The sequence below is a fragment of the Sphingobacterium sp. UBA7625 genome (genome assembly GCF_002484085.1).
GTDB lineage: Bacteria > Bacteroidota > Bacteroidia > Sphingobacteriales > Sphingobacteriaceae > Sphingobacterium > Sphingobacterium athyrii.
Window position 1 is genome coordinate 56903 of the sequence record NZ_DLJD01000018.1, and the last position, 26704, is coordinate 83606.

22 protein-coding genes are annotated in these 26704 nt (G+C 40.4%); 12 read left to right on the top strand and 10 right to left on the bottom strand.

All coding sequences use genetic code 11. The features are described from left to right. The first annotated feature begins 6 nt into the window (after positions 1–6). Positions 7–1293, top strand: a complete 1287-nt coding sequence (locus B4G94_RS06590) for a retropepsin-like aspartic protease (protein ID WP_286857857.1) — start codon at positions 7–9, stop codon at positions 1291–1293. A 61-nt stretch (positions 1294–1354) separates the two neighbouring features. Here B4G94_RS06590 and B4G94_RS06595 read toward each other — a convergent pair whose 3' ends face one another. Next, complete coding sequence (locus tag B4G94_RS06595; RefSeq protein ID WP_219929288.1) at positions 1355–1504, bottom strand: hypothetical protein; 150 nt, start codon at positions 1502–1504, stop codon at positions 1355–1357. 320 nt (positions 1505–1824) lie between these two features. Between B4G94_RS06595 and B4G94_RS06600 the strand changes: the two genes are divergently transcribed. The 6 genes from B4G94_RS06600 to B4G94_RS06625 all read left to right on the top strand — a co-directional run bounded on the left by B4G94_RS06600 (position 1825) and on the right by B4G94_RS06625 (position 12167). Then, the gene (locus tag B4G94_RS06600; RefSeq protein WP_286857860.1) at positions 1825–2394 is read left to right on the top strand and encodes an RNA polymerase sigma factor; all 570 of its coding nucleotides are present in this window, start codon (positions 1825–1827) and stop codon (positions 2392–2394) included. Positions 2395–2535: 141 nt separating this feature from the next. Further along, the gene (locus B4G94_RS06605) at positions 2536–3681 is read left to right on the top strand and encodes a FecR family protein (RefSeq protein ID WP_286857861.1); all 1146 of its coding nucleotides are present in this window, start codon (positions 2536–2538) and stop codon (positions 3679–3681) included. Positions 3682–3781: 100 nt separating this feature from the next. Then, positions 3782–7216 (top strand): TonB-dependent receptor, encoded by a 3435-nt coding sequence (locus tag B4G94_RS06610; RefSeq protein WP_286857862.1) that lies wholly within the window; start codon positions 3782–3784, stop codon positions 7214–7216. Positions 7217–7236: 20 nt separating this feature from the next. Next, complete coding sequence (locus tag B4G94_RS06615; RefSeq protein ID WP_286857863.1) at positions 7237–9114, top strand: RagB/SusD family nutrient uptake outer membrane protein; 1878 nt, start codon at positions 7237–7239, stop codon at positions 9112–9114. A 30-nt stretch (positions 9115–9144) separates the two neighbouring features. Then, complete coding sequence (locus B4G94_RS06620; protein ID WP_286857865.1) at positions 9145–10467, top strand: IPT/TIG domain-containing protein; 1323 nt, start codon at positions 9145–9147, stop codon at positions 10465–10467. A 149-nt stretch (positions 10468–10616) separates the two neighbouring features. Next, positions 10617–12167, top strand: coding sequence for a DUF1565 domain-containing protein (locus tag B4G94_RS06625; protein WP_286857867.1), 1551 nt, complete (start codon positions 10617–10619; stop codon positions 12165–12167). Between the two features lie 58 nt (positions 12168–12225). Here the strand turns inward: B4G94_RS06625 and B4G94_RS06630 are convergent, their stop codons facing one another. Both B4G94_RS06630 and B4G94_RS06635 read right to left on the bottom strand, forming a co-directional pair. Further along, entirely contained in the window at positions 12226–13371 is a 1146-nt protein-coding gene (locus tag B4G94_RS06630; RefSeq protein ID WP_286857868.1) for an acyltransferase family protein, read from the bottom strand. 101 nt (positions 13372–13472) lie between these two features. Next, the gene (locus tag B4G94_RS06635) at positions 13473–14066 is read right to left on the bottom strand and encodes a hypothetical protein (RefSeq protein ID WP_286857870.1); all 594 of its coding nucleotides are present in this window, start codon (positions 14064–14066) and stop codon (positions 13473–13475) included. 558 nt (positions 14067–14624) lie between these two features. Here B4G94_RS06635 and B4G94_RS06640 point away from each other — a divergent pair. Further along, positions 14625–15050 carry a DinB family protein gene (locus tag B4G94_RS06640; RefSeq protein WP_108632122.1) on the top strand — a complete coding sequence of 142 codons (426 nt, stop codon included), beginning with the start codon at positions 14625–14627 and terminating at the stop codon, positions 15048–15050. 67 nt (positions 15051–15117) lie between these two features. Here the strand turns inward: B4G94_RS06640 and B4G94_RS06645 are convergent, their stop codons facing one another. Then, positions 15118–15570: a GNAT family N-acetyltransferase gene (locus B4G94_RS06645; RefSeq protein WP_286857872.1), complete on the bottom strand. Its 453-nt coding sequence runs from the start codon at positions 15568–15570 to the stop codon at positions 15118–15120. Positions 15571–15887: 317 nt separating this feature from the next. Between B4G94_RS06645 and B4G94_RS06650 the strand changes: the two genes are divergently transcribed. Beyond that, entirely contained in the window at positions 15888–16421 is a 534-nt protein-coding gene (locus B4G94_RS06650) for a hypothetical protein (RefSeq protein WP_286857874.1), read from the top strand. An 11-nt stretch (positions 16422–16432) separates the two neighbouring features. On the opposite strand, the gene B4G94_RS06655 is transcribed toward B4G94_RS06650, so the two are convergent. Further along, complete coding sequence (locus B4G94_RS06655) at positions 16433–16642, bottom strand: hypothetical protein (protein ID WP_146190958.1); 210 nt, start codon at positions 16640–16642, stop codon at positions 16433–16435. A gap of 347 nt (positions 16643–16989) precedes the next feature. Between B4G94_RS06655 and B4G94_RS06660 the strand changes: the two genes are divergently transcribed. Then, positions 16990–17184 (top strand): YqaE/Pmp3 family membrane protein, encoded by a 195-nt coding sequence (locus B4G94_RS06660; RefSeq protein WP_108632126.1) that lies wholly within the window; start codon positions 16990–16992, stop codon positions 17182–17184. 66 nt (positions 17185–17250) lie between these two features. On the opposite strand, the gene B4G94_RS06665 is transcribed toward B4G94_RS06660, so the two are convergent. Both B4G94_RS06665 and B4G94_RS06670 read right to left on the bottom strand, forming a co-directional pair. Then, complete coding sequence (locus tag B4G94_RS06665; protein ID WP_286857876.1) at positions 17251–18033, bottom strand: alpha/beta fold hydrolase; 783 nt, start codon at positions 18031–18033, stop codon at positions 17251–17253. Between the two features lie 40 nt (positions 18034–18073). Then, positions 18074–18502: an SRPBCC domain-containing protein gene (locus tag B4G94_RS06670; protein WP_286857878.1), complete on the bottom strand. Its 429-nt coding sequence runs from the start codon at positions 18500–18502 to the stop codon at positions 18074–18076. 274 nt (positions 18503–18776) lie between these two features. Here B4G94_RS06670 and B4G94_RS06675 point away from each other — a divergent pair, with 274 nt between their 5' ends. Both B4G94_RS06675 and B4G94_RS06680 read left to right on the top strand, forming a co-directional pair. Beyond that, complete coding sequence (locus tag B4G94_RS06675; RefSeq protein WP_286857879.1) at positions 18777–19223, top strand: hypothetical protein; 447 nt, start codon at positions 18777–18779, stop codon at positions 19221–19223. Between the two features lie 417 nt (positions 19224–19640). After that, positions 19641–25280: a DUF3320 domain-containing protein gene (locus B4G94_RS06680; protein WP_286857880.1), complete on the top strand. Its 5640-nt coding sequence runs from the start codon at positions 19641–19643 to the stop codon at positions 25278–25280. Between the two features lie 60 nt (positions 25281–25340). Here B4G94_RS06680 and B4G94_RS06685 read toward each other — a convergent pair whose 3' ends face one another. From B4G94_RS06685 to B4G94_RS06695, 3 genes are read right to left on the bottom strand one after another with little or no spacing between them, the layout of a single operon-like run. Next, a complete protein-coding gene (locus B4G94_RS06685) occupies positions 25341–25703 on the bottom strand; it encodes a DUF7674 family protein (protein ID WP_286857881.1) in 363 nt (120 codons plus the stop codon). Beyond that, positions 25700–26260 carry a GNAT family N-acetyltransferase gene (locus B4G94_RS06690; RefSeq protein ID WP_286857882.1) on the bottom strand — a complete coding sequence of 187 codons (561 nt, stop codon included), beginning with the start codon at positions 26258–26260 and terminating at the stop codon, positions 25700–25702. Before B4G94_RS06690 ends, B4G94_RS06685 begins: the two co-directional genes overlap by 4 nt. Then, entirely contained in the window at positions 26247–26663 is a 417-nt protein-coding gene (locus tag B4G94_RS06695) for a hypothetical protein (protein ID WP_286857883.1), read from the bottom strand. The genes B4G94_RS06690 and B4G94_RS06695 overlap by 14 nt, the downstream gene beginning before the upstream one ends. Positions 26664–26704: the final 41 nt, after the last annotated feature.

The following is a 26704-nucleotide window of genomic DNA, read 5'->3' on the forward strand; positions in this document are numbered from 1 at the left end:
AAACAAATGAAATTAGCAACACAGCTTCTCACTTTTACGTTGATCTTTGCCGCGTTTATGGCCACCAAAGCCCAAGACCAACAAAATTTGCCGGTGATTCGGGCTAGCAAATCTATGGTTAGCATACGTGACGGAAAGTTATTCGCTAAAGACGTTTGGAAATTAACCCCGACAACGGCACCTGATATTTACTACACACAAGTGCCAAGAGCAAAACGTAAAATAACATTTATTACGGATAAAGATTCCATTTCTTTTACTACGGTTTATGGTAAAACTTATGATTTCATTATATTATTGAATGAACAGGATCGTATTCTCACCCGAATATCGGCTAATTATGAGCAACTTTTAAATCCAGCAGCACAATCTAAACCGGCCAAACAATCGGTGGATACCATTCCCTTTTTTATGAAAAATAGTCGTATTTACTTTAAAGGAAGTCTGAATGGTTATAAAGATTTGACGATCATGTTTGATCTAGGGGCAGGTATGAGCTGCCTGAGCGAAAAATCGCCAGCAAAAGCAGCGGTCAAATTTGATGGTCACATCAGTGTCCAGAACACGGATGGAACAAACAACGAACCCAGTGCCAGGATGAATAGTTTAGAAATTGCTGGATTACGCTGGGATAACGTTCCATTGGTACAAATTCGAAATCTAGCGGATGGTGAAGATATGATCATCGGAAATTCACTGTTCCGTGACAAAATTGTTGAAGTTGATTATGAAAAAAAACTCATGATCCTAACTGATCAGTTAAACAAAGATCTACAAGGGTATCAGATTCACGATGTTGACTATGTTCAATATCGACCTAGATTTGAAGTCATTATTAAAGTTGGAGAACGGGATTATCCCTTCCATTTTCTATTTGATACCGGTAGGGATGGCAGTATGCTCATTGGGGATGATTTTACAAATCGTTATCGTCTTTGGAACAAATATCACTCGCTATTTTCTTTTGGAAGAAAAAAGATCATTGTCATTCAGGAGCTCCACATCGGAAATCAGGTTTTTAAAAACATTGTAACAAACGCCAATAATCCTAACTATCCGAATCCCAAACAAAGCTTATTGGGTAATAAAATACTGAATCAATTTAATTTCATCCTAGATAACCGTAACGGTAAACTGTATCTGAAAGCGAATAAACTCCAAAATGATAACTACAGTACATACAATGAGTTTAAGCTGGCATTGGTGTTTATTGCAATTTTCATCATCGGAATGCTGATCTTTATCGGGTACCGCTTCAAAAAATCATATCTTCGAAAAAAGTCTACCCTATAAATATTATTTTCAGCCGGTCTACATTTCTGGAAACCGGTCTCCGACCAAGTTAAGCAAAATATTAAATTCCAAATGCTTTTAGATTTGCTAAAACGAGTGTAAATCCCTCGGTACTGTCCCTTACGCCGACAATCAGCTTTTGGGGCGTATCATGTTCGATTTCATTAGTTACCGATACAAATGTTCCTCCTTTATTGCCTGAAATTTCCATTCGACAATAGAAGGTTCGTCATAATTACCTCCGTTGAAAACAATCATTTCCTTTAGCAAATCAGAAAATTATTTGATCTAAGAACGCATTGTATTTCCATTACATGATTCATTTTTCAGTCTCTTTTTATAAAGCGGACTACTCATTCTTTCTTAATAAATTTGACAAGATGTGAAGTATGGTCCTTATACTAATTTGTCCCGACATATCGACTCCAGTTACGGATTTTGGCATCAGTGGAATAGATTTTGTTTTATTGTTATTTTATACTTACTTTGATAAGGTTTTTGTGGGATACCTATTGTAAACAGAATTAAACTATGAATTTCTCCGCCTGTTCGGATCAGCAAATTTTTGAATCAGTTTGTCAAGGTGAGGAACGGGCGTTACAACACCTGATGCATCGCTTTTGGCAACCACTGTTCAAAACGGCATCTGTCACGATGCAGGATCCCGAAGTATGTCAGGAACTTGTCCAAAACGTATTTATCAATATCTGGCGAAACAGGGAGAAAATAAATCTCAAATATTCCATCAAAACCTATCTATTTGGCTGTATTCGTTATGAAGTATTCCGAAATGTCAAAAAAAAGATGGATTATGTCGAACTTAAAGATTTAGATGAGAACTATGTTGACTCATTCAATCCGTTGTTAAAATTGGAGTACAGCGAACTGCTGGATTATCTGGATCAAATGATCAACCAGCTTCCTGACAAATGTAAGGAGATCTTTTACCTCAGCAGGATGGAGCAACTCAGCCATAAGGAGATTGCTGAGAAGCTGAATATTTCCGTAAAAACAGTAGAAAACCAAATTTCTATTGCACTGAAACGATTAAAACAAGGGATGCAGAATATGCATATCTTTTTTCAAATTTTCTTTTTCTAACAAGAAGCTGAAATACAATATATTACAACCGCAACAGTCTAATAAAAGGCTCTTTTATATTTTCTTTTAAAAAAAATGCAATTCCTTTTGGGGGCTAATTGAAAAAATGAACTCTATAAGAACGAATCAATTATAGATTTCATGAAAAAACCTGAAATTATAGACTTAATCAAGAAAATTTTGCGCAAGCAATCCTCCGAAGATGAACTGCGTGAAGTAGACGACAGGCTCTTGGATGCTTATCATGATGCTACTTGGGACGAAGATAAATTCGGCCCTGCAGAAAATATAGAAACACAGATTAAGCTCAACGTAGAACAACTTATTCAAGCAGAAGCGGGCAATACAAAAAAAACAAGTATTTTCCTTCGTTACCTCCCATATGCCGCCTCTTTGTTATTGGCTGTTTCCAGCATTGCCGGATATTATTTTTTTAAGGGTCGGAATGCCGACTTACAAGCCACCAATCAACAGGCATACCTGAATCCGGGGACCGAAAAAGCTTCTTTGAAAAATTCAGACGGCAGCAGCCTGGATCTGCAGCAACAGCAGGTTGGAGACACTGTTCCTTTCGGAAAGCTGTTGTTCAAAATTGATCAAGAAGGCATTATTAGTTATCAGGCAAAGACCGGAAAAAAAGACATGGAAGCTCAACTTGTCACCTTAGCAACCCCAAAAGGCGGTAAATATCAGATCAATTTAGAAGATGGTACCAAAGTATGGCTCAACGCCGAGAGTAGCCTAATTTTCCCCGAGCATTTTGCTGCTGACCGTCGTCTCGTTCAGGTCAAGGGAGAAGCTTACTTCGAAGTTGCTGAATCAAAACACAAACCTTTCATTGTAGCGGGTAATGGATTTGGAATCCGGGTACTGGGGACCAAATTTAATGTATCCGATAGGGATAACCTCCATGTTGCAAAAGTCGCTCTGTTACAGGGATCAGTACGTTTGACTTCAAAAACAGGCCAGACCATGCTCAAACCCGGTGAACGTGCAAAGATATCTACCTCAGGTGTTCAAATAGATCAATTTGACGCGGAATCCGAAATCGCCTGGAAGAACAACTATTTTATTTACAAAGATGAAAATATCAAAACCATTATGGCGGATGTTGCGCAATGGTATGACGCCGAAGTCATATTTCAGGGAAATGACTGGGATGATGTAAACCTCAAAATGAAAGTCTCCCGAAGAGAAAATATTGAAGAGATCTTATCACTTCTCGAACTAACAAAATCAATCAAATTTAAAATTGTGGAAAGGAGGATCTACGTCACAAAAAGATAAATCGAAAACTTAAGCCAGGATGCTGTCACATCCTGGCTACGAATAGAGTTTAAAAATTTTCTGTCAAAAATTAATTAACCTTTTAATTCTAAACAAAATTATGAAAATAATACTGGGAAAAGAACAGCATATGTTCTTAATTAAGACCCTATTGATTATGAAGTTCTATCTACTGCTCGCATTTTTTGGCGTTGTTCAGGCTAAAACTCCGGTTTATAGCCAAAAAATGAACCTACATTTTAAAAATAGTAAGGTCGATCTTGTTCTCGCAGAAATCAGCAAACAGGCGCAGCTTGACCTGCTTTATGATTCAAAGCTGATCAAGAAAGCAAGCCCTGTCACCCTCAATCTGGAGAATGCCACGTTAAATGAAGCGCTGACAGCCTTGTTTCGAAATCAGGCACTTGAGTTTGAAGTCATCAAAAAGACCTTAATAATACGTCCAAAAGAATCGACGGGAGTAGCTCGTACCGCAGAGATTACCGAAAATCAAAAAGCCATCAATGGCTCAGTCAAAGATCAACAGGGAAACCCATTAGCCGGTGTTACCGTACGTATAAAAAATACCCAGATCACAACGACAACCGACGGCAAGGGAGATTTTACCATCGCCCCACCATCCGGATCCGGCCAGGTGATCTTGACATTTACATACGTAGGCTATGAACCTATTGAACGACCAGCAGATAACAAGGACCATTTAAATATAACCTTGGCATTGGCCAATAATAATCTGGATGATGTTGTTGTTGTAGGTTATGGTACACAGAAAAAAATCAATGTTACGGGTGCCGTAAGTTCGGTAAATATGGCCGATATGCGTACACCGGTTCCCAATTTATCAAATGCTTTAGCTGGTAAAGTCGCCGGTATTATCTCCGTGCAGTCCAGTGGTGAACCCGGTTATGATAATTCAAATTTTACAATCCGTGGGATCGGGACCTACGCCGGTAATTCGTCTCCACTAATTATCATCGATGGTGTGCAACGTGATGATGTCAATGGCGGTTTCGGTGGATCTTTCAATAATATTGATCCCGAAGATATTTCCAGTATTTCCCTATTGAAAGATGCTTCATCTACGGCCATGTATGGAGCTAAGGGCGCCAACGGTGTTTTGATTATTACCACCAAAAGAGGTGTTGCCGGTAAACCAAAGATTTCCTTTAAGGCAGAAACAGGCTTCTCAGGTTTTACAAAAACGCCACAAATGCTGGATGGCGTAAAATATATGGAACTACAGAATGAAGCAAGAAAAAATATGGGCTCGACCCCAACCTATTCTGATGAGTTGATCCAAAAAACGAAAAGTGGACTGGATCCTTATATGTACCCGAATGTAAACTGGATTGATGAAGTCTATAAGAAGAATTCCATGCTCACCAATGCCAACATCAATATTACCGGTGGTGGTGAATCGATGAAATATTATATTTCGGGATCGTACTATAATCAAACAGGCCCTTATAAGGTAAGCAACTTAAACAATTACAATCCGAATCTCGATTTCAAACGCTATGATTTCCGGAGTAATGTGGATGTCAATTTATCAAAAACCACCTCCGTTCAGCTCAACTTAACGGGAATGTTGGTTAACTCCCGCTACCCCGGTATCGGTGCCGGTGATTTGTGGTATTTGGCCTATGCGACGACGCCCGTTGCCTATCCGATTCAATATCCGGACGGTAAATGGGCCGGACCACTGAGTGGTGGTGGCGCAAACCCATTAAATGAAGTACAAAACAATGGTTATTCCAGCGAATTTAAACCCATTGTGCAGTCGGTACTGACCATTAATCAAAAATTAGACGCAATTACGGAAGGATTATCCGCCTATGCCCGGTTCTCATTTGACAGTTATGGTGAATTCAACAACCGTCGCTCAGGGAAAAATGATTTATGGCAGGCGACGGGCAGAACACCTGAAGGGGAATTCATTTTTAACCAAAGCAGAGTCGGTCAGCAATTTTTGGACTATAGTAAAGAATCTTTTGGCCAACGCGTTATGTATCTTGAAGGTAATTTAAATTATGACCGGACCTTCAATGATCACAAAATCGGTGGGATGTTTCTTTATAATATGCGTAACCGTTTGGTCAGTTTGGCAGGTGACGTTGTTGGATCCATCCCCTATCGCAATCAAAGTCTCGCCGGAAGGATTAACTACGGATTTCGTGATAAATACCTTGTAGAAGTTAACGCGGGCTATACGGGATCTGAAAATTTCGAGAAGGGCAATAAGTTTGGCCTGTTTCCTTCCGCTTCGGCTGGCTGGGTGATTTCCAATGAAGATTTTTTTGAGCCTTTGAAAAAGACATTTAGTTTATTAAAAATCAGGGGATCCTATGGTGTTGTCGGTAACGATAATATTGGTAATGCTGAAAATCGCTTCCCTTACTTAACGCAGATCGGTGGTGGCGGCTCTACAGGTTTTGGTCTCAATGGAAATTTGGTCGGCGGAAAAACGGAGAGAATATTGGGTGTCGAGAATCTCACCTGGGAAAAATCCTATAAAACCGGCATCGGTCTTGAAATCGGATTATGGAACAAGCTCAACCTGATCTTTGATGGTTTCGCCGAGCGTCGAAAAAACATTCTTATCGAGAGACAATCCATTTCTTCCATAGCCGGTTATAATAGTCTTCTTGTTTATGCCAATATAGGTGAGATGGACAATAAAGGCATGGACGCCAGTGTTGAGTATAACGATAACTTTGGGGATGTTGGGCTACGCCTTTTTGGTAATGTCACCTATAGCCGCAATAAAATAGTATATGCGGATGAACCCCTCAGACGCTACGGTTATCAGTCCAAGACAGGAACACGCTATGGCGAATATCAGGGGCATATTGCCTTGGGCTACTTTACGAGTAAAGAAGAGATAGAATCCGCCCCGCAGCAAAAGTTTAGCCCAGTATCACCCGGAGATATCCGTTACAAAAACTTAAATGCCGAGGACGATAATATAATTGATCCTTATGACAGAACCTACCTTGGAAAATCCTGGTTTCCTTCATGGCTATATGGTGCCGGTTTTTCTGTTTCGTATAAAAACTTTGACCTTTCCCTATTCTTTCAAGGGGTTGCTGACGTAGGTATCATGGCCAATGGTAGCGAAATTCCCGGAAAAGGAATGGGCGTCAATGGTGTCGGAGTCCTCCCTTTTTCGGGTCTGGGAATCTACCCCAACAATACCATGTCCATTGTTGAAGACCGTTGGACCGCAGAAAATCCACGTCAGGATGCTTACTACCCACGTCTAACAATGGCCAGTGGCAGTGACAACAATTACATCAACAGTACACATTGGTTAAAAGATGGGGCTTATATACGCATGAAACAGGCTTCTGTGGGCTATACTATTAAAGCAAAAGGATTGGACAAACTTGGTTTCACGTCACTTTATGTGTATTCATCGGGCCAAAACCTCCTAACATTTAGCAAATTCAAGCTCTGGGATCCCGAATTGGGAAGCAACGGTGCCAAATATCCATTAAATCGTATGATCACCTTCGGCGTTCGGGCACAGTTTTAATCTAAATCTATACAATAACCATGAAACAGATATCACCAAAATATATTGCATCAGGTCTATTAGCGCTAGCCTTATGCCAAAATATGCAAAGCTGTAATTATTTAGACAAAAAACCGGATAACCTCCTCACTTCAGACATGGTTTGGGAGACCCGGGCCAATGCAGAATCTTACTTAAACCAGATCTATAGTTATATCGAAACACCGGTAGACGATTTTACGACCCTTGGTGCCAGCGATGAAACCTCCTGTAATATACCCGTTGTGAACGTTCGGCAAATGGCTGTCGGGAACTGGAATCCACAAAGCATGTACTGGCAGCATTATTGGAATAACGCATACACTGCCATTAGGCAGTCATTTATTTTTGAGGAAAACATCGACAAGGTTCCTGAAGGCGCATTGAGTACAGAACTTAAAGTACAATACAAAGCCGAAGCTAGGTTCTTACGGGGCTGGTACTATTGGAAATTGCTACGTCAATATGGCCCAGCGGTATTGTTGAAAGGGACATTGGGTTTGAACGAAGATTTCAACAAATATCCCCGCAATTCATTTCAGGAATGTGTCGATTACATCAATAGCATGATGGATCTTGCTGCAGCAGACCTTCCTGTGGTATGGTCCGCCTCCTCCAATTATGGTCGTCCAAGCAAAGGAACCTGTTTGGCCATAAAATCACAGGTGGCGCTATGGGCTGCAAGTCCCTTATGGAATGGAAATCCACGATTTGCAAATTTCAAAAACAAGGATGGTAAGGCACTTGCCCCACTGCAGAACGATGCCAATAAATGGCAATTGGCTGCTGATGCCGCAAAAGCTGTTATTGACTTAAATGCCTATAAGCTCTTTACCAATCTGGATGAAGGAGATTCAAAATTCGATCCTTACCTGTCTTTCCGTAACCTCTTTTTAACCAACTGGAATAGTGAGATTATTTTTTCCACGCACAAAGCGGACACCTGGCAATGGGGACATGAGAAACGAAGTGCACCTGAACCCGCTGGGATTGCGATGATGAATGCCACACAAAATGTGGTAGATGCCCACCTGATGCGTAATGGCAAGACTATTGACGATCCCAGCTCTGGTTATCGGGAGGATGGCTTTGTAGCAACGGATGATCCAGCCGACTGGGGCAAGAGCCGCGATGGCGTCAATAGAGGTTACATCGCTGGCAATTCAAATATGTATGTAAACCGGGAAGCGCGATTTTACGTCAATATTCTCTACAATGGTAAGCCTATCCTACCCGCACCGACAGCCGATGACCGCAACTTCTTTTCGTCGGACGGCAACAAGGATGGACGCGGAAGAGCCGAGTTTTATTATTCGGGAAAAGCCGGTTTGGTCCAGAATTCAAATAGTGCCGATAAAACAGGATACCTTGCACAGAAAAATATCAGTCCAGCCACTAATATTCGCCAGGATCGTCCCGCATATCGTCCGTATATTCATATCCGTTTGGCCGAAATCTATTTAAATTATGCCGAATCGCTAAATGAAGTTAATCCGAGCCATCCTGATATTCTGACCTATCTGAACCTGATACGTCAACGGGCCGGTTTACCTAAATTGGAAGCAGTCTATCCGCAGGTGGTAGGCAATAAAGACGAACAACGTAAATGGATTCTTCGCGAGCGACAAATTGAGCTGGCTTTTGAGGGCGACCGTTATTTCACGCTCATTCGTCGACTGATGATGGGAAACCCAGCCTCCCGGGCAATATACCGGATGAGTATCGCGTCAAACGATAACAATCAGGGATTTTTTTATCAGGACTTCTATAAGAGAAACTTATTACAAAACAGATACTGGGATGATAAAATGTATCTATTCCCTATTTTACAGGATGATATCGACAAGAACTCGGCGCTTGTTCAAAATCCAGGCTGGTAATTAAGGTTTGAATTTTAATTTTTACTATTTATGAAATTAATATATAAAAGGATTTTATTCTTCCCCCTCCTCTCCTTTGTGATATTGGCGGGAATATTTTCATGTAAGAAAGATCATATGGGTGCAACACATGATCCCAATGCGGCCATTGTTGTCACGGATTTCCTTCCAAAGCAAGGTGTCTATGGAACAGAAGTTCTGATCAATGGGGAGAACTTTACAACGGACACAGCTGCGATTTCCGTTAAACTCAATGGTATACCGTTAAAAGTCATTGGCGCAAATGGCACCCAAATCATGGCCATAATCCCTAAAAGAGCTGGTAGCGGACCTATTGAAGTCACTATTGGGGGGAAAACTGGGACATCCAAAGATAGCTACAGCTATATCTACAAAAGAACGGTCAGTACCTTGGCGGGCAATGGTACAGCAGGCTTCCTCAACGGAAAAGGTGCTGATGCGAAGTTCAATTTTGGTGGTGAGTCCTGGTATCGCAGTGGCGGTATTGCTGTAGATGATGCGTTAAATGTCTATGTCACTGACCCTGGCAACCACTGTATCCGTAAAATCGATCCTGCCGGAAACGTCAGTACTTTAGCCGGATCCCCAAGTAATGCCGGTATGGCGGACGGAAAAGGTGGAGAGGCACGCTTCAGCCTTCCTTATGGATTAACCATCGATGAACAGGGGAACTTATACGCTGTTGATCCGGGAAACTGGGATATCCGCAAGATAACACCCGATGGGACGGCAAAGGTCGTCGCCTGGGCCGCAAGAGAGCCTTGGTTTATTGCTTATGACCGAGTGTCAAAAAAGCTATATTATAATTCTGTGACCTCCCCTGCTCCTATTTATCAGTTAAATACAGATGGTACAGCAGTAACGACCGTCATTGATGGATTGAATTTTCCAGCAGGTATGGCCTGCGGTCCGGATGGCAGCCTATACATCTGTCTACATGGCGACAACCAAATCAGAAAATATGACCCCAAAACCTGGAAGCCTACTATCATTGTCGGTTCCGGTAAATATGGTTATAAAAATGGTGTTAGTACGGCGGCTGAATTTGCACTCCCTTGGGGTATTGCGGCTGACAGCCAAAACAATGTGTATGTTGCCGGAAACGGTACTGCAGGCGGCGATAGCGGTTCTCCCGATCAGAGCGTTCGTTTTGTGGATGGCAAAACATTCCAGGTAAGCACATTTGCGGGATCTAACATCGCAGGTTTTACAAACGCCGTCGGCGAGGCCGCCTCATTTAATGTGCCTGAAGGTGTGGCTGTAGATAAAAATGGTACAGTCTATGTCATCGACAAGAAAAATAATAGTGTCCGAAAGATCATATCTGAATAACCTAAGGGGTGTCCGAAATAGAACCATCGGACACCCCTCTTTTTCTTGATTTTTGTTTGTGTCCCCGACAACATGTTTTCAATTCATGCATCCTCAGAAGCTCCGCTTTTATGCCTTCGACAGCTTCTTCAAATTTCAAATGACTTTATATGATTTTTAAGCCTCTATTTTCGTTGAGCTACGCACTATTGCAAGGTTTGCTATTGTGCGCGGCATGCAATCATGCTGATCATCCCGAACCTATTCAGACCGACTCAACCCTTCAAAAAAGCAGGTACGTTTCGGTCACCGGTAATGACCAGAACAAGGGTACCGAGAGCAAGCCCTTTCGTACTATCGCACGCGCTTTAGATGCAATATCACCGGGCGACACCATTTTTGTGCGTGAAGGTGCTTACCATGAGAAAGTACTGATTTCAAAATCGGGAAGTTCAGCAAAACTCATTACGATAAAGCCCTATCCCAACGAAGCTGTGGCCATTGATGGCGAGGGACTATCCATTTCGGGCACAGAAGCATTGGTAACGATCAGAAATGCCCGATTTATTCAGTTTGACGGTTTTGAAATCCGAAATTTTAAAACACAAGCCAAGGGCAATGATGTGAATGGGATTATTATTGACCAGGGTTCAAAAAACATAACCATACGAAATAACAGGGTTCATCATATCGAGAACAATACCAGCCCACAGGATGGCAGAAGTGGGCATGGTATTCTGGTCATCGGCAATACCAACGAGGCGTTACAGGATATTATTGTGGAGGATAATACGATCCATGACTGCAATACCGGTTATTCCGAGAATCTCACCATCAATGGATATGTCGATGGCTTTATTATCAGACGGAATAAGGTATACAATGGCGAAAATATTGGTATTGTTGCAGCCGGAGGATATGCCGCCAATGCTACAGCAAACCTGAACTATGTACGTAATGGACTGATCAGCCAAAACGAAGTTTATGATATCGATGGTAGAACTGGTCCTATCCCTGCATTTGCCCAGCACAATGGGGCCATTGGAATTTACATCGACGGAGCCCGGGATATCATTGTTGAAAGAAACAGTGTCTATCGCTGTGGGCGCGGAATCGGGCTAGTCAGTGAAACTGATCATTTTCCGACACGTGACTGTATCGTAAGAAATAACAAAGTTTATCACAATTCACTCGCGGGGATAAGCTTAGGCGGTTACCTAAATTACACCGGTGGTGGTACGCTGAAGTGCTATGTTGTGAATAATACCTTATTTCACAACAATATCGACAAAGGGTATTTTGATGAAATTGAAGGTGAAATACGACTTGTTGAGAACTGTACAGAAAACATCATCCAAAATAATATTATTGTAGCACATCCTAATAGTGTATTTATTCATAAATATACCAATACGGGTAAATCCAATGCGATTGACTACAATTTATACTTCAGTACCGGAGAAGGTCAGTGGATATGGAATGGGAAAGTCATCCGGGATCAACAAACCTGGAAATCAACCCTTATTGGCGATACACATACAATCTTTGGACAGGACCCGGGGTTTATATCAACGACACAAGCAGATTTTGGATTACGGCACTCATCTCCTGCCCTTGCCAAAGGGAATTTTATTGGTGAAGCAATCCATGGTGAATTGGATTTGAGTGGACAGGCAAGAATTGAGGCAAATCGCATTTCCATTGGAGCATTTCAAAAATAATCGTTTAAAAAGAAAATAGGCCAGTTGACACGAAATTGTCTATTGGCCTATCTTGCGTTTAATTCGAATGATTTCCCTTTGATTTTAAAAATCGCTGGGTCAGATATTTTCGCACAGGGATATCGTATAGTTTTAAACAAATATAAGCGAGCACAATACTACCGATTACAACCGCTGCTGCACCGGGCAATGATTCCTCAAAGCTGAGGTTTTCATTTTTTACCCAAGTGTAATACAAATAGATAAAGGGATAGTGCACCATATACAAAGGGTAAGAGATGTCTCCCAAGAATTTAGACAGTTTGTTCGTAAAAATACCTCCCTTTCCGGAAGCCCCCAGAACAACCAGCAGTGGAAAAACCAGCACACAGCACAACGTATCATAGAGTCCATTCATCCAGAGATTTTCAGCTCCCCCGATACGCGGAATCGCCAAAAGTGAAACAAGGATAATACTACAGATCCAAAATGCCCCTTTTATCCGAACAGGTTTAAATACTCGAGATAGAAATAAACCTGCGGTAAAAGAAAATAAAAGACGTAATGATCCGGCTGTGAACTCCATTCCTGTCAGCGAAAACCCTGCACAGATATCACCCAATGGGCCCCAGATCGCAAAAACAGCCAATCCACATGCTGCAGCGACGACGAGCCCGCCAAGTGCTTTTGTTGAAAATTTACGGATGACCAAAACATAAAGAACATTACCGATATATTCAAAAAATAAAGACCAGCTCGGGCCGTTAAGTGGAAACATCTCCCCTAGGCCTCTTACTTCATGTCCAGGCAGAGCAGGGATCAACAGTGCGTTCAATACCGTAGCCAGCAATAAAGCCGAAACAGTCACCTTGGATACATCCCACACCGAACAGCCCTGAGAATAAAACATCAAAGCGCCAATGATCGCCCCCATAACAACCATGGGATGAAGCCTTATAATCCGGCGTTTGATAAAATCCATTGTCGTCATCGTTCTCCAACGGTCATCATAAGCATAACCGACAACAAATCCAGAGAGCATAAAGAAAAAATCGACTGCTAAATAACCGTGGTTAATACGTTGATCCAGGTGGCTGGTTGCAAAGGCTTCAAAAATATGGAAGCATACGACTGTGATAGCTGCAACACCACGCAGGCCGTCGAGCACAGTATAATGTGGTTTGGTATCGGCATACGCGGAAGTAGAAACTGCTGTATTAGACATAGAAATAATAAGAATAGTTTGATTGATTTCCTAAAGCAAGGACGTAAATATAAACAAATTTGAAAAAACGTTTTATCGCTGCCGTTCAAACGAATCGTTTATCATTTAACAACAGGAATATAATCCTTCAAATAAACCTGTTCTTTCCGCATATCCTGAATATATTCTTTACTAAAAATTTCCAAAAGTATATCAGAAATGGCTGTTGTAGTCGGACCTTCATCTTCGGATTCACCAAAAGAGAAAATCTGTTCTTCCGTTCTATCTTTTTTAGTTAAAAAATAATAGAAATCCGGACTTTCCCAGCCTTTTACCCCAAACCCGGCTTCTTTTGATAGGTTGAGAGGCGTGTATGCTTTTTGTAGAAAATTCTGAAGATTTTGGAAATCGGCCATATTTTTTGAGGTTTTGCTCGCCGATAAATAAGCGAATTTACCATCGTTATTTTCCCCCATAGCCAGTGAGGGAAAAGCGACACCATTCAGCATGGCCAAGGTATCCTTCTCTTCGTTGTAGGACACCGTTGTATAGCGATAGCCATAATATTTCTTCGGTTTTAATTTCTTCGTACCCCAGCCCGAGGTAGACTCCACATAAAATGGCGTCGGCAAACTTCCTTCGCTATCAAAAATTGCCATGGTATCTTTTTTGAACATGGCGGTTTCAAAAACCTCTTTTAATGCTTTCTTGTCCATGTTATTCACATCAGAAGCTAATATAGACTCCGTTTTTTTTATTTTCGGAGCATAAAACTTTGAAACATCGAACGACTTATCCAACTTATCCAAGAATACAACATCCGGATCCTGAGATTGACAAGAATATAACAACGTCGATAAAAGCAGTGAAAAAAGGAGACTTTTATGTATAGAACTAAATAGCTTCATGGGGAAAATTGCTCAAATTATCTTTTCATTTTCAATCTTAAACCAGCGGCAAAAGATAGTCAAATATAAGGAGTACAGCGTTAGGTTGACAATATTATTTACAATCCGTGCAAACTGGTTTTAAAAACATTGATCGTTATCCGAAGAAAGGGATGCGATTAATCCAAACCATGAAATGGAAGTAAGAACAAATTGATTTCTGTTCGTAAATTTTTATTTATAAATTAGCGATAACAGCTTATCTCTAAATACAACTTTCGGTATTTTTTTTATCAAATTTCAAACAAAATATTATTTTTTTTGAAAAAGTGACAAGCCATGTAATCACATAACATAAAACTAGCATTATATTAATATTCAATAAAAATGAACGATTTTATACATGAATTTGAAGTTCTCATTGATACTTTTCCAGCTGAACTTTCGGCCATTAATACAGTCGCATTTAATGAAAAGTCAGTTCCGGGAAAATGGAGCAAGAAGGAAATTTTAGGACACTTGATCGATAGCGCCATGACAAACTATCTCCGGTTTATAAGAGCACAATCTGAAGAAAACCCGCAGATTTTTTACGCACAGGATGACTTTTGCGAAAATGCAAATTATCAGCAGTCAGAGACTAAACAACTCACGGACTTATGGTTATCGCTCAACAAGCAGCTTTTATTTCTATTCAGGACGCTGATTGCGAGAGATCTGACAGCACGAAAATGTAATGATCTAACATTGGCGTTTTTGATGGCAGATTATGTAACCCACCTCAATCATCACCGGCATCAAATACTAGCTTAATTGTAAATTCATAAAGAAGGTCTAGTCCAGATAATCAAATGATTCTAAGGACTAGACAAAATATAGTTTACTTCTTACTCCACCAATGATAATAGTTGTGGGCTCCGTCGTATTCAAATCCGCAACGTGGATATAGCGTATTGCCGATGTCGTTTGTTTTTTCCGTTTCTAGCATCAAACCACAGGCACCGGTTTCCGTACACCATTGTTTACTTCGGTCTATCAGTGCGACAGAGAGTCCTTTACCACGATAGTCCTGATGAACAAACAGGTCGCTCAGCAGCCATTGCATTTCTAATTTGGTGTAATGAAACAGTTTATATAATTGTACAAATCCTACCGCTTTACTGTCCACCATCGCTAGAAAAATATCCGATTCGCTATTCAGAAACCGTTCTTTTAAAAAGACCTTCCCTTTTTCCAGATCCGATTCCTGGCGATAAAAAATCCGGTAGAGGTTAAACAGTTCTGCAGTCTGTTCCAGGTCTTCGAGGCTAGCTTTTTTAATTTGATAATTCATTTTAGTAAATATTTTGATTTATACAGGCAAAAATACTCGTAAAAGAAATTCGCCTCATCATCCAGATTTGCGATGTCAGACAGTCCAGTATGTTACCACCGCTGATTAAAGTCATTAAACGAAGACGGGAGGAGTTCAGTCGTGTTGCATTCTTCAATCGACGGATAAAATTTCATTTGTTCATAATGACTTGATCAGCAATCAGTTTAACACAATTTGATGTATGATCACATATAAAATCTTTTCGGACGAGTTGTAAAAGCAGCATACATGGAGTACTTTACACCTTTATATTTATCAAAAATGATAAAGAGCTTATGGTTAATGAGGTTCAGTCTGAAAAGATTTATTATCGACCAAAAAGGAAAAGTGCCACTATCGCCGTTATTTTAGTGTTCATTGGTCTAGCACCATTAGGCATCGATATTTCCTCTTTGTTATATTCCATGGTAGCAATTCCATTGAAACTTATCTGTATTCTTACCGGTTTTTGGGTTTTGAAAAACAAGAAGAGGACCATTCGAGCGAAAACAGATATACATGGTTTTTATTTCAAGCGAATGTGTGGTAGCCCGGTATTAAAAAAGGCTATAACGGACTTGGATTTATTGGTTTTTGTTCCATTTGTGCAAATTGTCAATATCCGGATAACAACGAGTATCTGGACGGGAACGAGACTCGAACTAGAAACCACGCAAGGCAAAGAGATGCTGACTATGCTGAATGTACTGAGCAGAAAAGAAAAACAGCAGATTTATCAAACTATTAAAAGATTCGGAATAAGGAATCCCGTCAAACCCCGAAAGGAAAAAGGATACCTTAAATATTTAGAAAAACCTGCTGTAAATTAGCCCCTTCCCTGTTAACTTAAATGATCTAATAACAATTGATCCACATATTCCCTAATTTCTTCGGGCAACATCAGGTAAACTGGTGTTTTTAGATTTTCTCTGTTGGCTTCACCTTCGGTAAAAATATTTCTGAACCCTTCATTGAGCCATTTTCCTTCATCTTCTAAATAAGCCTTATATTTATTGTCCAAAATCTCAATTATGTTTTTGCTATCTTTCATTTGTTCCGTCATTTATTCGATTGTAAACTGCATCTAAAAATATTCGACAGGGGAACATCAACATTGGTGCCACTCCTCAACTAAATTTTCAAAAGAAGATTGGAAACAGAAAACTTTAAGATTTCTTAACATTTTTATCAATTTGCCAAATAATGATTCAGTACGCCGACAGTGGCGATGTTGGTAACAGCATTCATATTGAAGCAAGTAGCAGCAATTTTTCACCATTCTTATTTGCTTTCTTTCTTATTATTGTCGATTTTTGCTTTGAACATCTAAGCTATCTATAGCCAGATAAACGTAGATTATTTTAACATAAGATATTACTCTTTTATAAATCAATTGTTATGATCTTGATCGCAGTGTTACTACCTTGGTTATCCTTCTTTTTAAGAGGAAAAATTTTCAGTGGAATTATCTGTTTAATCCTTCAGCTCACTATTTTGGGCTGGTTACCAGCTGCTATTTGGGCGGTTGCTTCGCGCGTTGACGGAAAAAATAAACAACGTATACGAAGTCTGGAACGAAGTATGCGCCATTAAGTGTAGCAATCACCTGTCCTAAAATCGGATCGTTAATGTATACATCACCGCCACAAAAGAGTGCTATTAGGCCTCCAGGAATTTTCGAACCTGAAAAATGGTAAAATCAATTAATCCTTCATCAGTCTGACCGTTGAAATCTTTCATCATATAGTTTCCATGGTTGGCGGGTAAGATCATGAGACGGGCATCTGGGATCTGTTTTTGCATTTCAGCTAAATGCTCTCCCTTCACCACATCCTGATCCCCTCCGATCAGAAATACCGGACATGATATATTTTCTAAAGCTCCGGCTTCAAAATCGCGAAAATTTATCATTCGTTGGCTGTCTTTTTCATACATATTTCTAAAATCTTCGGGATCCGGATTTAATTTCAAAAAGTTTTCTTTCAGCGATGGCGGCATCACCTCGATCGTTGAAGCCGACATCCCCTCAAAAAAACCATCTAACAAACCCGCCCTTTTTGTATTACCGGAAGCTGCGATCAATCGGTCTACCCGATCTGGAAAAAGAGAAGCGAGTTTCAAAATAGTGGTCGCACCATTACTGAAACCAAAAAATGAAGCTTTAGCTATGGCGAGATGATCCAATACTGCTACAATGTCCTTTGCATCCTGCTCAAATGTTTCGGGAACTCTTCTATGTGCCGATCTTCCGTGATTCTGCATATCCAACAGAATCAATTGGTACTGATTCTGTAGCCGTTTCACTGTTTCCTCAAAATCAAAAAAACCAGAAGAACCGCCGCCGTGAATAAGTATCAGCGGTTTTCCTGTTCCATAGATCTCATAATATAATTTTATTCCATTGGCTGGAGAATAGCCTGAATGATTGCTCAATATATCCATAATTCAATATTAATTAGTTTGGCTTATTTAGGAGGAAAATTTATCTGCTTTCCATAAATTTTTTAAAATTGACCAGAACAGAGTCTGTGAATTTTTGTTGAAGGTCTAAAGGAGTTTTTGTATCCGGTTCAAATGTTTCCCTTAGAATTGTATTGTTATCTATTGCCTGAAATTCGACAATGCAGTTTCTCCCTGCACTGGTACTTTCAATATATTCGAATGGGATAATTCGGTCATACACGCCGCGATAGTCAAAGCCCTCTCCGTCTTCCATTCGCTCCATTCGAAAATTAAAATGCCCTCCTTCCCTGAAATCGTTTGTCACTACTGGACAATGCCAATCATCAAATGGAATGTTCCACTGTTTTATGGATCCGGCACCGGTCCAATGTTCCCAGACATCTTCAATCGGCCTTTCCACCAAAACAACCGAGACTAGGGTATTTCTGTTTGAGTCTGCAGCTTCCATATTTTATATTTTTAGGTTAAATACATTCTATCTATTGATCATTGTCTTTCCTATTTAATATTCCGATCGTCTGCTGCGTCCGGCAGATCTGACCGTCGCAAGTGAATAGCAACCTATCAATTGAAAGACAATATTAATAAACAGCGTACTAAATTAACTTGCCCTATGACAATATTTATGCAACGTTTAATTTTTTTAGATAAAAAGTACAATTTGACAAATATGGTATATTTATTGCACAGCAGAATCAGAACACATAGAAAAACCGATTCAAATGAAAAAAATAGCGATTCTAGCACTGAGTGTGATCCTATTTGCCGGATGTAACAATACACAGCAATCAAAATCTGCTGAGAACACAGAAGATAAGGCCAAAGAAGAAACGCCATCTATTGGCGGAGATAAAGATGAACATGGGTGTCTTGTAGGTGCAGGTCAAACCTGGAGTGAGGTTAAGCAGGGATGTATTCAGGTGTTCAATGTCGGAATGCGACTAAATCCTGTTGATACCAAAGAGGGGGATGCTGTCATCAGTGCTTTTGTTGTCGTAAACGATGATAAATCGAAAATGGAGCTATTTTTGCCAGATGACAATAAAACAACCATTATTTTGGATAAAACGGAAGACAACCTGTACCAAAAGGATATTTACAAATATGATGCAAAAAAATCAGATTTATATGTCGATGGTACAGTCAAATATAAAGGTGAAGTTGAATAACATCCCTGAAACTTTATAGGACGTAAAGGTAATGCCAATGTTTATCACATTGGCATTTTTTTATTTATCTTACAAAGAGCAATATCTCCTTTTGAAACTTTTTGACCGACAAGGATGCCTACATAGCGCGTCTACTTAATCAATCTCGAAGATTGCCTATACCTCAACAGATGAATTTATGGGTAAAGATGACGCACCAAAAGTTGCAGGGGCATGCTCCTTTATCTTTTTTGCCAAAAATTACATTTAAAACAACATTTCGAATTCGTGCATAAAGCAATTGGGAGTAAATAAATTTTCAATATCTTTAAAGTAATATATTTTTTTAAAATGATCGAAACTAATGCGTGTTTTCAAGTTGCAATAGAGAAGGCTTCCCACTTTAATTATAGCTTCTGTTTCCATAGCCTGTCCCTGGTGGAAAAAATTAAAATCACTGCGGTCACGAGAGATATCGAGCACATTAAAATTGAGGTGACTTCTGAAATAGGGCTGTTCAGCCCTTATGCATTTTATATGGATAAATTTTTGGAGGGAATTCCAGTAACGCTGGAAAATTTAGCTTTCGACTACAATATTCCATATATCCGGAATCTCGTGGAGAAAGATATGGACACCATTACCTGTACTATTTCTTCTAAAAATGAAATATTACATCAGCAAAAGTTTGCCGTAAAGGTGTTACCCATGGATTATTTTGGCGGATTAAGTAAATATCCGGAGTTGTTAGCGTCCTATGTTTTACCCAATCACCATTTAATTTATACAATTAAAGCAGAGGCGGTCAAGATTCTTGAAAAAAATAGATTAAAGCCGGCCTTTTTGGGCTATCAATCCAATAGCAAGGAGCGTGTCCTACAGGAAGTAACGGCGATATACCAAGCAATTTTAAATATCAATATTACCTACAGTGCCATGCCCCCGAGCTTCGAAACTGAAGGTCAGCGGATTCGTCTGGTCGATCAGATTTATGAAACCAAATTCGGAAACTGTATTGATATTTCTCTATTATTTGCGGCCTGCTTGGAAGCGATCGATCTGAATCCGATTCTTATTGTTACGCATGGTCATGCATTTATTGGTGTCTGGCTCAGTGACCAACGGTTAGAGGCGGTAATCAACTATGATCAGGCCGCTATTTCAAAACGGATCGCTCATGGGATTGATGATATTGCTTTAATTGAGTCTACTCATCTGTGCCGTGGAAATGCGTATACCATGCGCGAGGCAATGAACAACGCCGAAACACAGCTCTTGCATGCAAACAATTTTATCTTATCTCTCGATATCAAACATGCCCGTTCACATGGTATTCTTCCCTTACCTTTTACGGGAAAAGAAGAGCTGGACAATGCAGGTATAAAGAACTCTTCAAGCCTACCTAAACAACAGGCTATCGATCATTTTACGCTAGATGACAACAAGCTGGACCTAGCTCTTAGTGACGCTAAAGAGCTAACCAAACAAAAAATATGGGAAAGGAAGTTGCTCGATCTCTCCCTCAGAAATAATCTATTAAATCTACGGTTCACCAAAAGCATGCTGCAAATCGTGGATCTGAAAATAGACCATCTGGAAGATCACCTTTCGAACGGGAAATCACTGTCAATTCACCCCAATAACAATCAACAGCTCTTACGCCGTTATAATCTATATTCAGCACCTTTACACTTCTCCGAGCCATTATTTAAGCTCGCAGATGACGCATTTCGCTACAACCGCCTGCTGACCCATTACCATCAGGATGACCTGGATATCATTTTAACACACTTGTACCGTAATGCGAAATTAGCCGAAGAAGAAAACGGGAAAAGTACATTGTATCTGGGTGTTGGTCTATTGAAATGGTTTGAACCCAAAACCAAGCAGCAGGCCAGACTCGCTCCTATCCTATTGATTCCGGTAGAATTATCCCGTCGATCCGTTAACACGAAATTTACACTCCGAAGCCGTGAGGAAGAGGCTATGATCAATATTACCTTATTGGAATATCTCAAGCAGGAATTCAAACTTAATCTCAGTACATTGGAGACACTACCGATGGATGAATCGGGAGTAGATGTGCAGAAAGTACTCGCCATTTTAAGAAAGTCTATTTTAAATCTGGAAGGTTGGGATATCCTGGAACAGGTTGTTTTAGGGAACTTTTCTTTTAACAAATTGATTTTATGGCAAGATTTATCCAGATATGCTGAAGAAATTGAAAAAAGTAAGATTGTAAAGAGCTTGATTGACGGGAGGCTTTCAGAAATGCTGGATATTAGCGGCGATTCGGAAAACCTGGAACTGATGCCATCTTCGCGGTTAACATTACCGATACCAACCGATAATTCGCAATTGGAAGCTGTCCGGCACTCGAACGCAAATAAAAGCTTTGTTTTACATGGACCTCCCGGTACGGGTAAATCCCAGACCATTACCAATATTATCGCAGATGCTTTGGCGAATGACAAAAAGGTACTTTTTGTGGCTGCTAAAAAGGCGGCACTGGATGTGGTCCATCGCCGGTTGGAAAAAATTGGACTGGGCTCCTTTTGTCTGGAGTTACACTCCAATAAATCCAAAAAATCAGATGTGCTAAGGCAACTGGAGCAGAGTCTGGAAACCCCCAAATATCAAAGTCATATTGATTTTCAGGAAGAAGCCCAGCGTATCGATCAGCGCAAAGCGGCATTAAGTCGCTACGTAGACGCCCTGCATCAGCCCTTCGCAGTAGGATGGAGCCTGTATGATTCTGTCTCTTATCTAGACAGCAACCATATTGCAATCAACACAGCATGGCTGCTACCTTTGCAACTGGATGTTATCGATAAAAAGACCTGGAATGACTGGCAGGACTGGGCAATCCCCTTTGGACAATTAACAGCTAATTTGCCCGCTATTGACACGCACCCGTTGCGTTTGATCCCGTTGAAAGATCAGAACTTTGCCCATAAAAATCAGATCGAAAAATCTATCGACGATTACGTTCAGGCATCTATTCATGTGACCAAAGCCCAATCGGATCTGCAGCTGAACCTGTCGGACAATTGGATCGTAGACAAAGCTTCTCTATGCTCACTTCTCGAAAAAACAGCTCATTTTCAAGCGCATCAGACCCTCGTGAATGTGCACTTTGACCCACGTCAAAAGAATTTACTTGATCACTGGATTGAATTGCAAACCCAAAAGCAAGCATTAAAAGAAGTACTTACCACAGATTTTGGCAACCGAATATTCAGCACAGACTGTAACCCTATTGAATCTGTCTGGAATCAGTCAAAGCATTCCTGGTTTCTGTTCAAGTGGCTGAAACAGCGCAAAGTAAAAAACTTTTTAAATGGTTTTGCCACAAATAAAATCAACTCCGAACAACAAGTTGATCAATTCTTTAATCAAAAAAATTCCTTTGATCTCGTTACGAAGAATTTAAGCGAGCCGCAGTTTAATACCATAAACGAAGCGACGAGCTATTATCTTGTCGGTAACCAGTTTGACTTAAACACATTATTACAGAACCTGCATGAACTGGAAGAACTAAATCGTCTGGCGCAATATCTCAAATTTGAAAATTTCCAATCCTGGCTCATCAACATCCTCACGGCTGTAGACTTAAAGCTGAGGATCCCTGCCACTATCCTTACCCTACAGCAGTATGCGGATAAACATCAGGAAATTTCGACATTCTTAACAAATATTCCGGACGTCGAAGAATTAAACCAGATAAAACTACATTTAGATAGCCTTGAAGACTGGATCAGGTACAATTATTATAAAGATCAGGGAATAAAACTTGGATTATCCTGGCTGATTGACCTCCTTGAATCAAACAAGATTGATAAAAATGAATTAAGCAGAGATATGGAAAGTGTACTGCATCTCAATTACTTCATAAAATCGTTGGATCAGTCCACTATTCTAAATGGTTTTGACGCAGCTGTATATGAAGCTCAGATCGTACAGTATAAGGCACTTTATCAAGAATTTACCCGACTGGTTCGGGATCAATTGATTTTGGAGCTAAGCAACAAAATTCCGAGTCTCTCCCAGGAAGCGGTCCATAGTTCAGAAATCGGTATTTTGCAACGAGCCATCCGTAACCGGGGGCGTGGGGTCAGTATCCGCCGTTTATTTGACCAAATATCGACTTTACTTCCGCGGTTAAAACCCTGTATGTTGATGAGTCCAATTTCGGTCGCCCAATATTTCGACGTAAATACCGATCATTTTGATCTTGTTATTTTTGATGAGGCTTCACAATTACCGACATCTGAGGCAATCAGTGCTCTTGCACGGGCAAAGCAGGCCATTATTGTCGGGGATCCCAAACAAATGCCGCCAACTAGTTTCTTTGCCAGTAACAAAGTCGATGAAGACAATCTGGAATTGGAGGATCTCGAGAGTATCCTTGATGATACCCTTGCCTTGTCCATTCCGTCCAAATACCTGCTGCGGCATTACCGCAGTAAACATGAAAGTCTGATTTCCTTCAGTAACTCCAACTTTTATGAAAACAAATTGCTGACATTTCCTTCTCATGACGATCAGGACAGGAAGGTAAGTTATCAATTTATAAACGGCCATTATGACAAAGGGAAAACAAGAACAAATCAGAACGAAGCTGAAGCTGTTATTCAATACATAAAACATCATTTGGAACATCATCCCCATCGTTCATTAGGTGTGGTTACATTTAGTCAAACACAGCAGAATCTAATAGAAGATTTGCTACAGCTTTTATTTTCCGAACACCCTACTTTAGAGGAAACCGCACTGCAGGGAGAGGAACCCATTTTCATTAAAAACCTGGAGAATGTTCAGGGTGACGAACGTGATTTCATTTTATTTTCAATTGGCTATGGTCCAGATGAAGAAGGGAAAGTTTCCATGAATTTCGGTCCATTGAATCGTGAGGGTGGCTGGCGAAGACTAAATGTCGCAGTCACCCGGGCCCGATATCAAATGCGTGTCTTCTCTTCGCTAAAGGGGGACCAGATCGATTTAAGCCGTACCAGTTCGGCTGGTGTGCAAGGACTGAAAGCCTTTTTGAACTTTGCGGAAAGAGGTATATTGCAAACAACGGAAACTGTTGCACCAGATAAAGAAAAACATACGCTCATCCAGTCTATTGCCGGCCATTTAGATCGAAATGGAATAAAAGTAAAAACAAATATCGGAACCTCTGGCTACCGTGTTGATATTGGTATTGTTGATCCTATGCATACGCAACAGTATATTTTGGGAATTTTGGTCGATGGAAAAAACTATTTCAATACAAAAACGACAAATGACAGAGAGTTGCTTATTCCCGAGGTTCTACAATCCTTAGGATGGAATATTTATCGCATCTGGACCTTAGACTGGATAAAAAACAGAGAAAAAATACTGGCTGACATCCAAGCGGCAATGCAACGTATCATGAATGACGCAAAGATACAAGAGCCTATCATCATTGACGCCTCACAACCACAACCAAAGGCAAATATTTCAGTGATATCCGATGATGCGATTGTTTCAAGTAAAATGAAACCCTATCTAAGTGCCAATGTCAGTTCAATGGCAACAGCTAGTGCGGAATCAATTTATGATGCAACACATCGCGCAACATTGAGCAATCAGATCCTGAAAATCATCCGTACAGAATCTCCAATTGGTCAAAATCATCTGTTTCGCAAAGTACTACGCCTATGGGATCTCCCAAGATCCTCCGGAAAACTTACCCAATATCTAAGTGAGCTTATAAAAAAGCTGCCGGATATAAGGGAGGAAATTTCACATCAAAGTTTTTATTGGGATCAGGGGCAATTGGCTACCGACCTGACCCACTATAGAGACAATAGTCTGGAAAAACGGGCAATAGAAGATATTGCTCCCCAAGAAATAGAGATTGCGCTCATCGAGATCATGGATACCAACCTCAGTCTATTGCGGGAGGATCTTGTACGTGCCGCCGCAAGAGCCTTTGGCTTTTCAAAGACTGGCGCTCAAATTGATATAATTGTCAATAATTCAATAGATAAATTATTGCAGCAGGCATATTGGAAATCTATAAATGGGAGAATTGTGCTGATAGATTAGGCCCATTTGCTGCTAAGTGATTATAATCCTCTTATCTTGTTTGGACCATATAGATCAGGCCTAGCTGCCTGATCTATATATCTGATTGACATAGGCCGTATAAATCCCGATAGGAATCTTGCCGGTCACTTGACCACGGCGCGATTCGGGACAGGCATTCAAAATACTGTCCAATGAAAAAACAAATATATTTTCCACCGCATTTTGAAGCCTCCACTCTCCTTTTTCGTGCATATATTCCATCAGATGCAGCGCCTTTCCTAGCTCATCTTCGCACCCTTGTGCGATCATTTTTTCAATATAAGCGGTAAGAATCCTGATTATTGTAAGTGGATTTCCAACATTTTCGGGTCGCAAGATTTCCGTTTGAACCGATGGTACTACCGAAACAATTATTTCCTGAGCCTGTTTTATATTCATCATTTACTTGCGTTTAATGCTATATCCGGTTCAAACATCATCGCCGTACAATAGCAGTTTCTAAATCCTGTATTTTTTAAATTCTGATAATTCACACATTGCTCACATTTACGCCAAAATGATGCATCCTGTGTTATTTCTGAGAAAGTTACCGGCCGCATCCCGAGTTTTGAATTGATTCGCATAGTCGCCAATGTCGTGGTGATGCCAAATATCTTTGCCTCTGGATACTTTTCCCGTGTTAACCAAAATATACACTCCTTCATTTGGGTTGCGATGCCATGTCTGCGCCAGTCTGGAGCTACAATCAAGCCACAATGAGAAACAAAACTAGCATGTCCATACACCTCCAGATAGATATAACCAACCCATTCTCCAGCTTTGGTCAAAGCGATAACGGCATTTCCTTCCAACATTTTATGAGCGATAGACGCGGGACTTCTTCGTCCAATTCCGATACCGCGCGCACGCGCTGAAGCTTCCATTTCCTGGGAGATCCGAACCGCATATTTACAATCGGCCGGAATAGTCTGCCGAATTAATACATCAGTTGTTTTCATAGGGACGATATTCAGCATGCTTGTTTTTTTCTTTATCATAAGTACCTTCGGGCAAAACAAGCCGTTGTATTGAAAGTGGCAAGCGGGCTTCAAGGTAATTCCATTCAATCGAGTTGCATGCTTTTTTTACTCTGGAGAAGGTGTTTGGAAGTAATCCGTTTATCACAAACTGAAGTTCGGAGGTTCCCCGATCATGCACATAAGCCATGACTTGCATAATCCATTCAAAACGATGCAAATCCTTGACATAAATGACATCTTCTGCAAACTGTGAGATCAATTTTATAATATTTTTGTAGTCTCCTTTAAGTTCGGATTTTCTTAATCTTAGATTCAACTCAGGGATTACAGCGGCAATAAAATCCACTGTCTGTCCTTCATCCATTTTTTTTCTTACATCCATTGTATCGTTTTTTATGTTTACAGGTTTCACTGTACACGGGA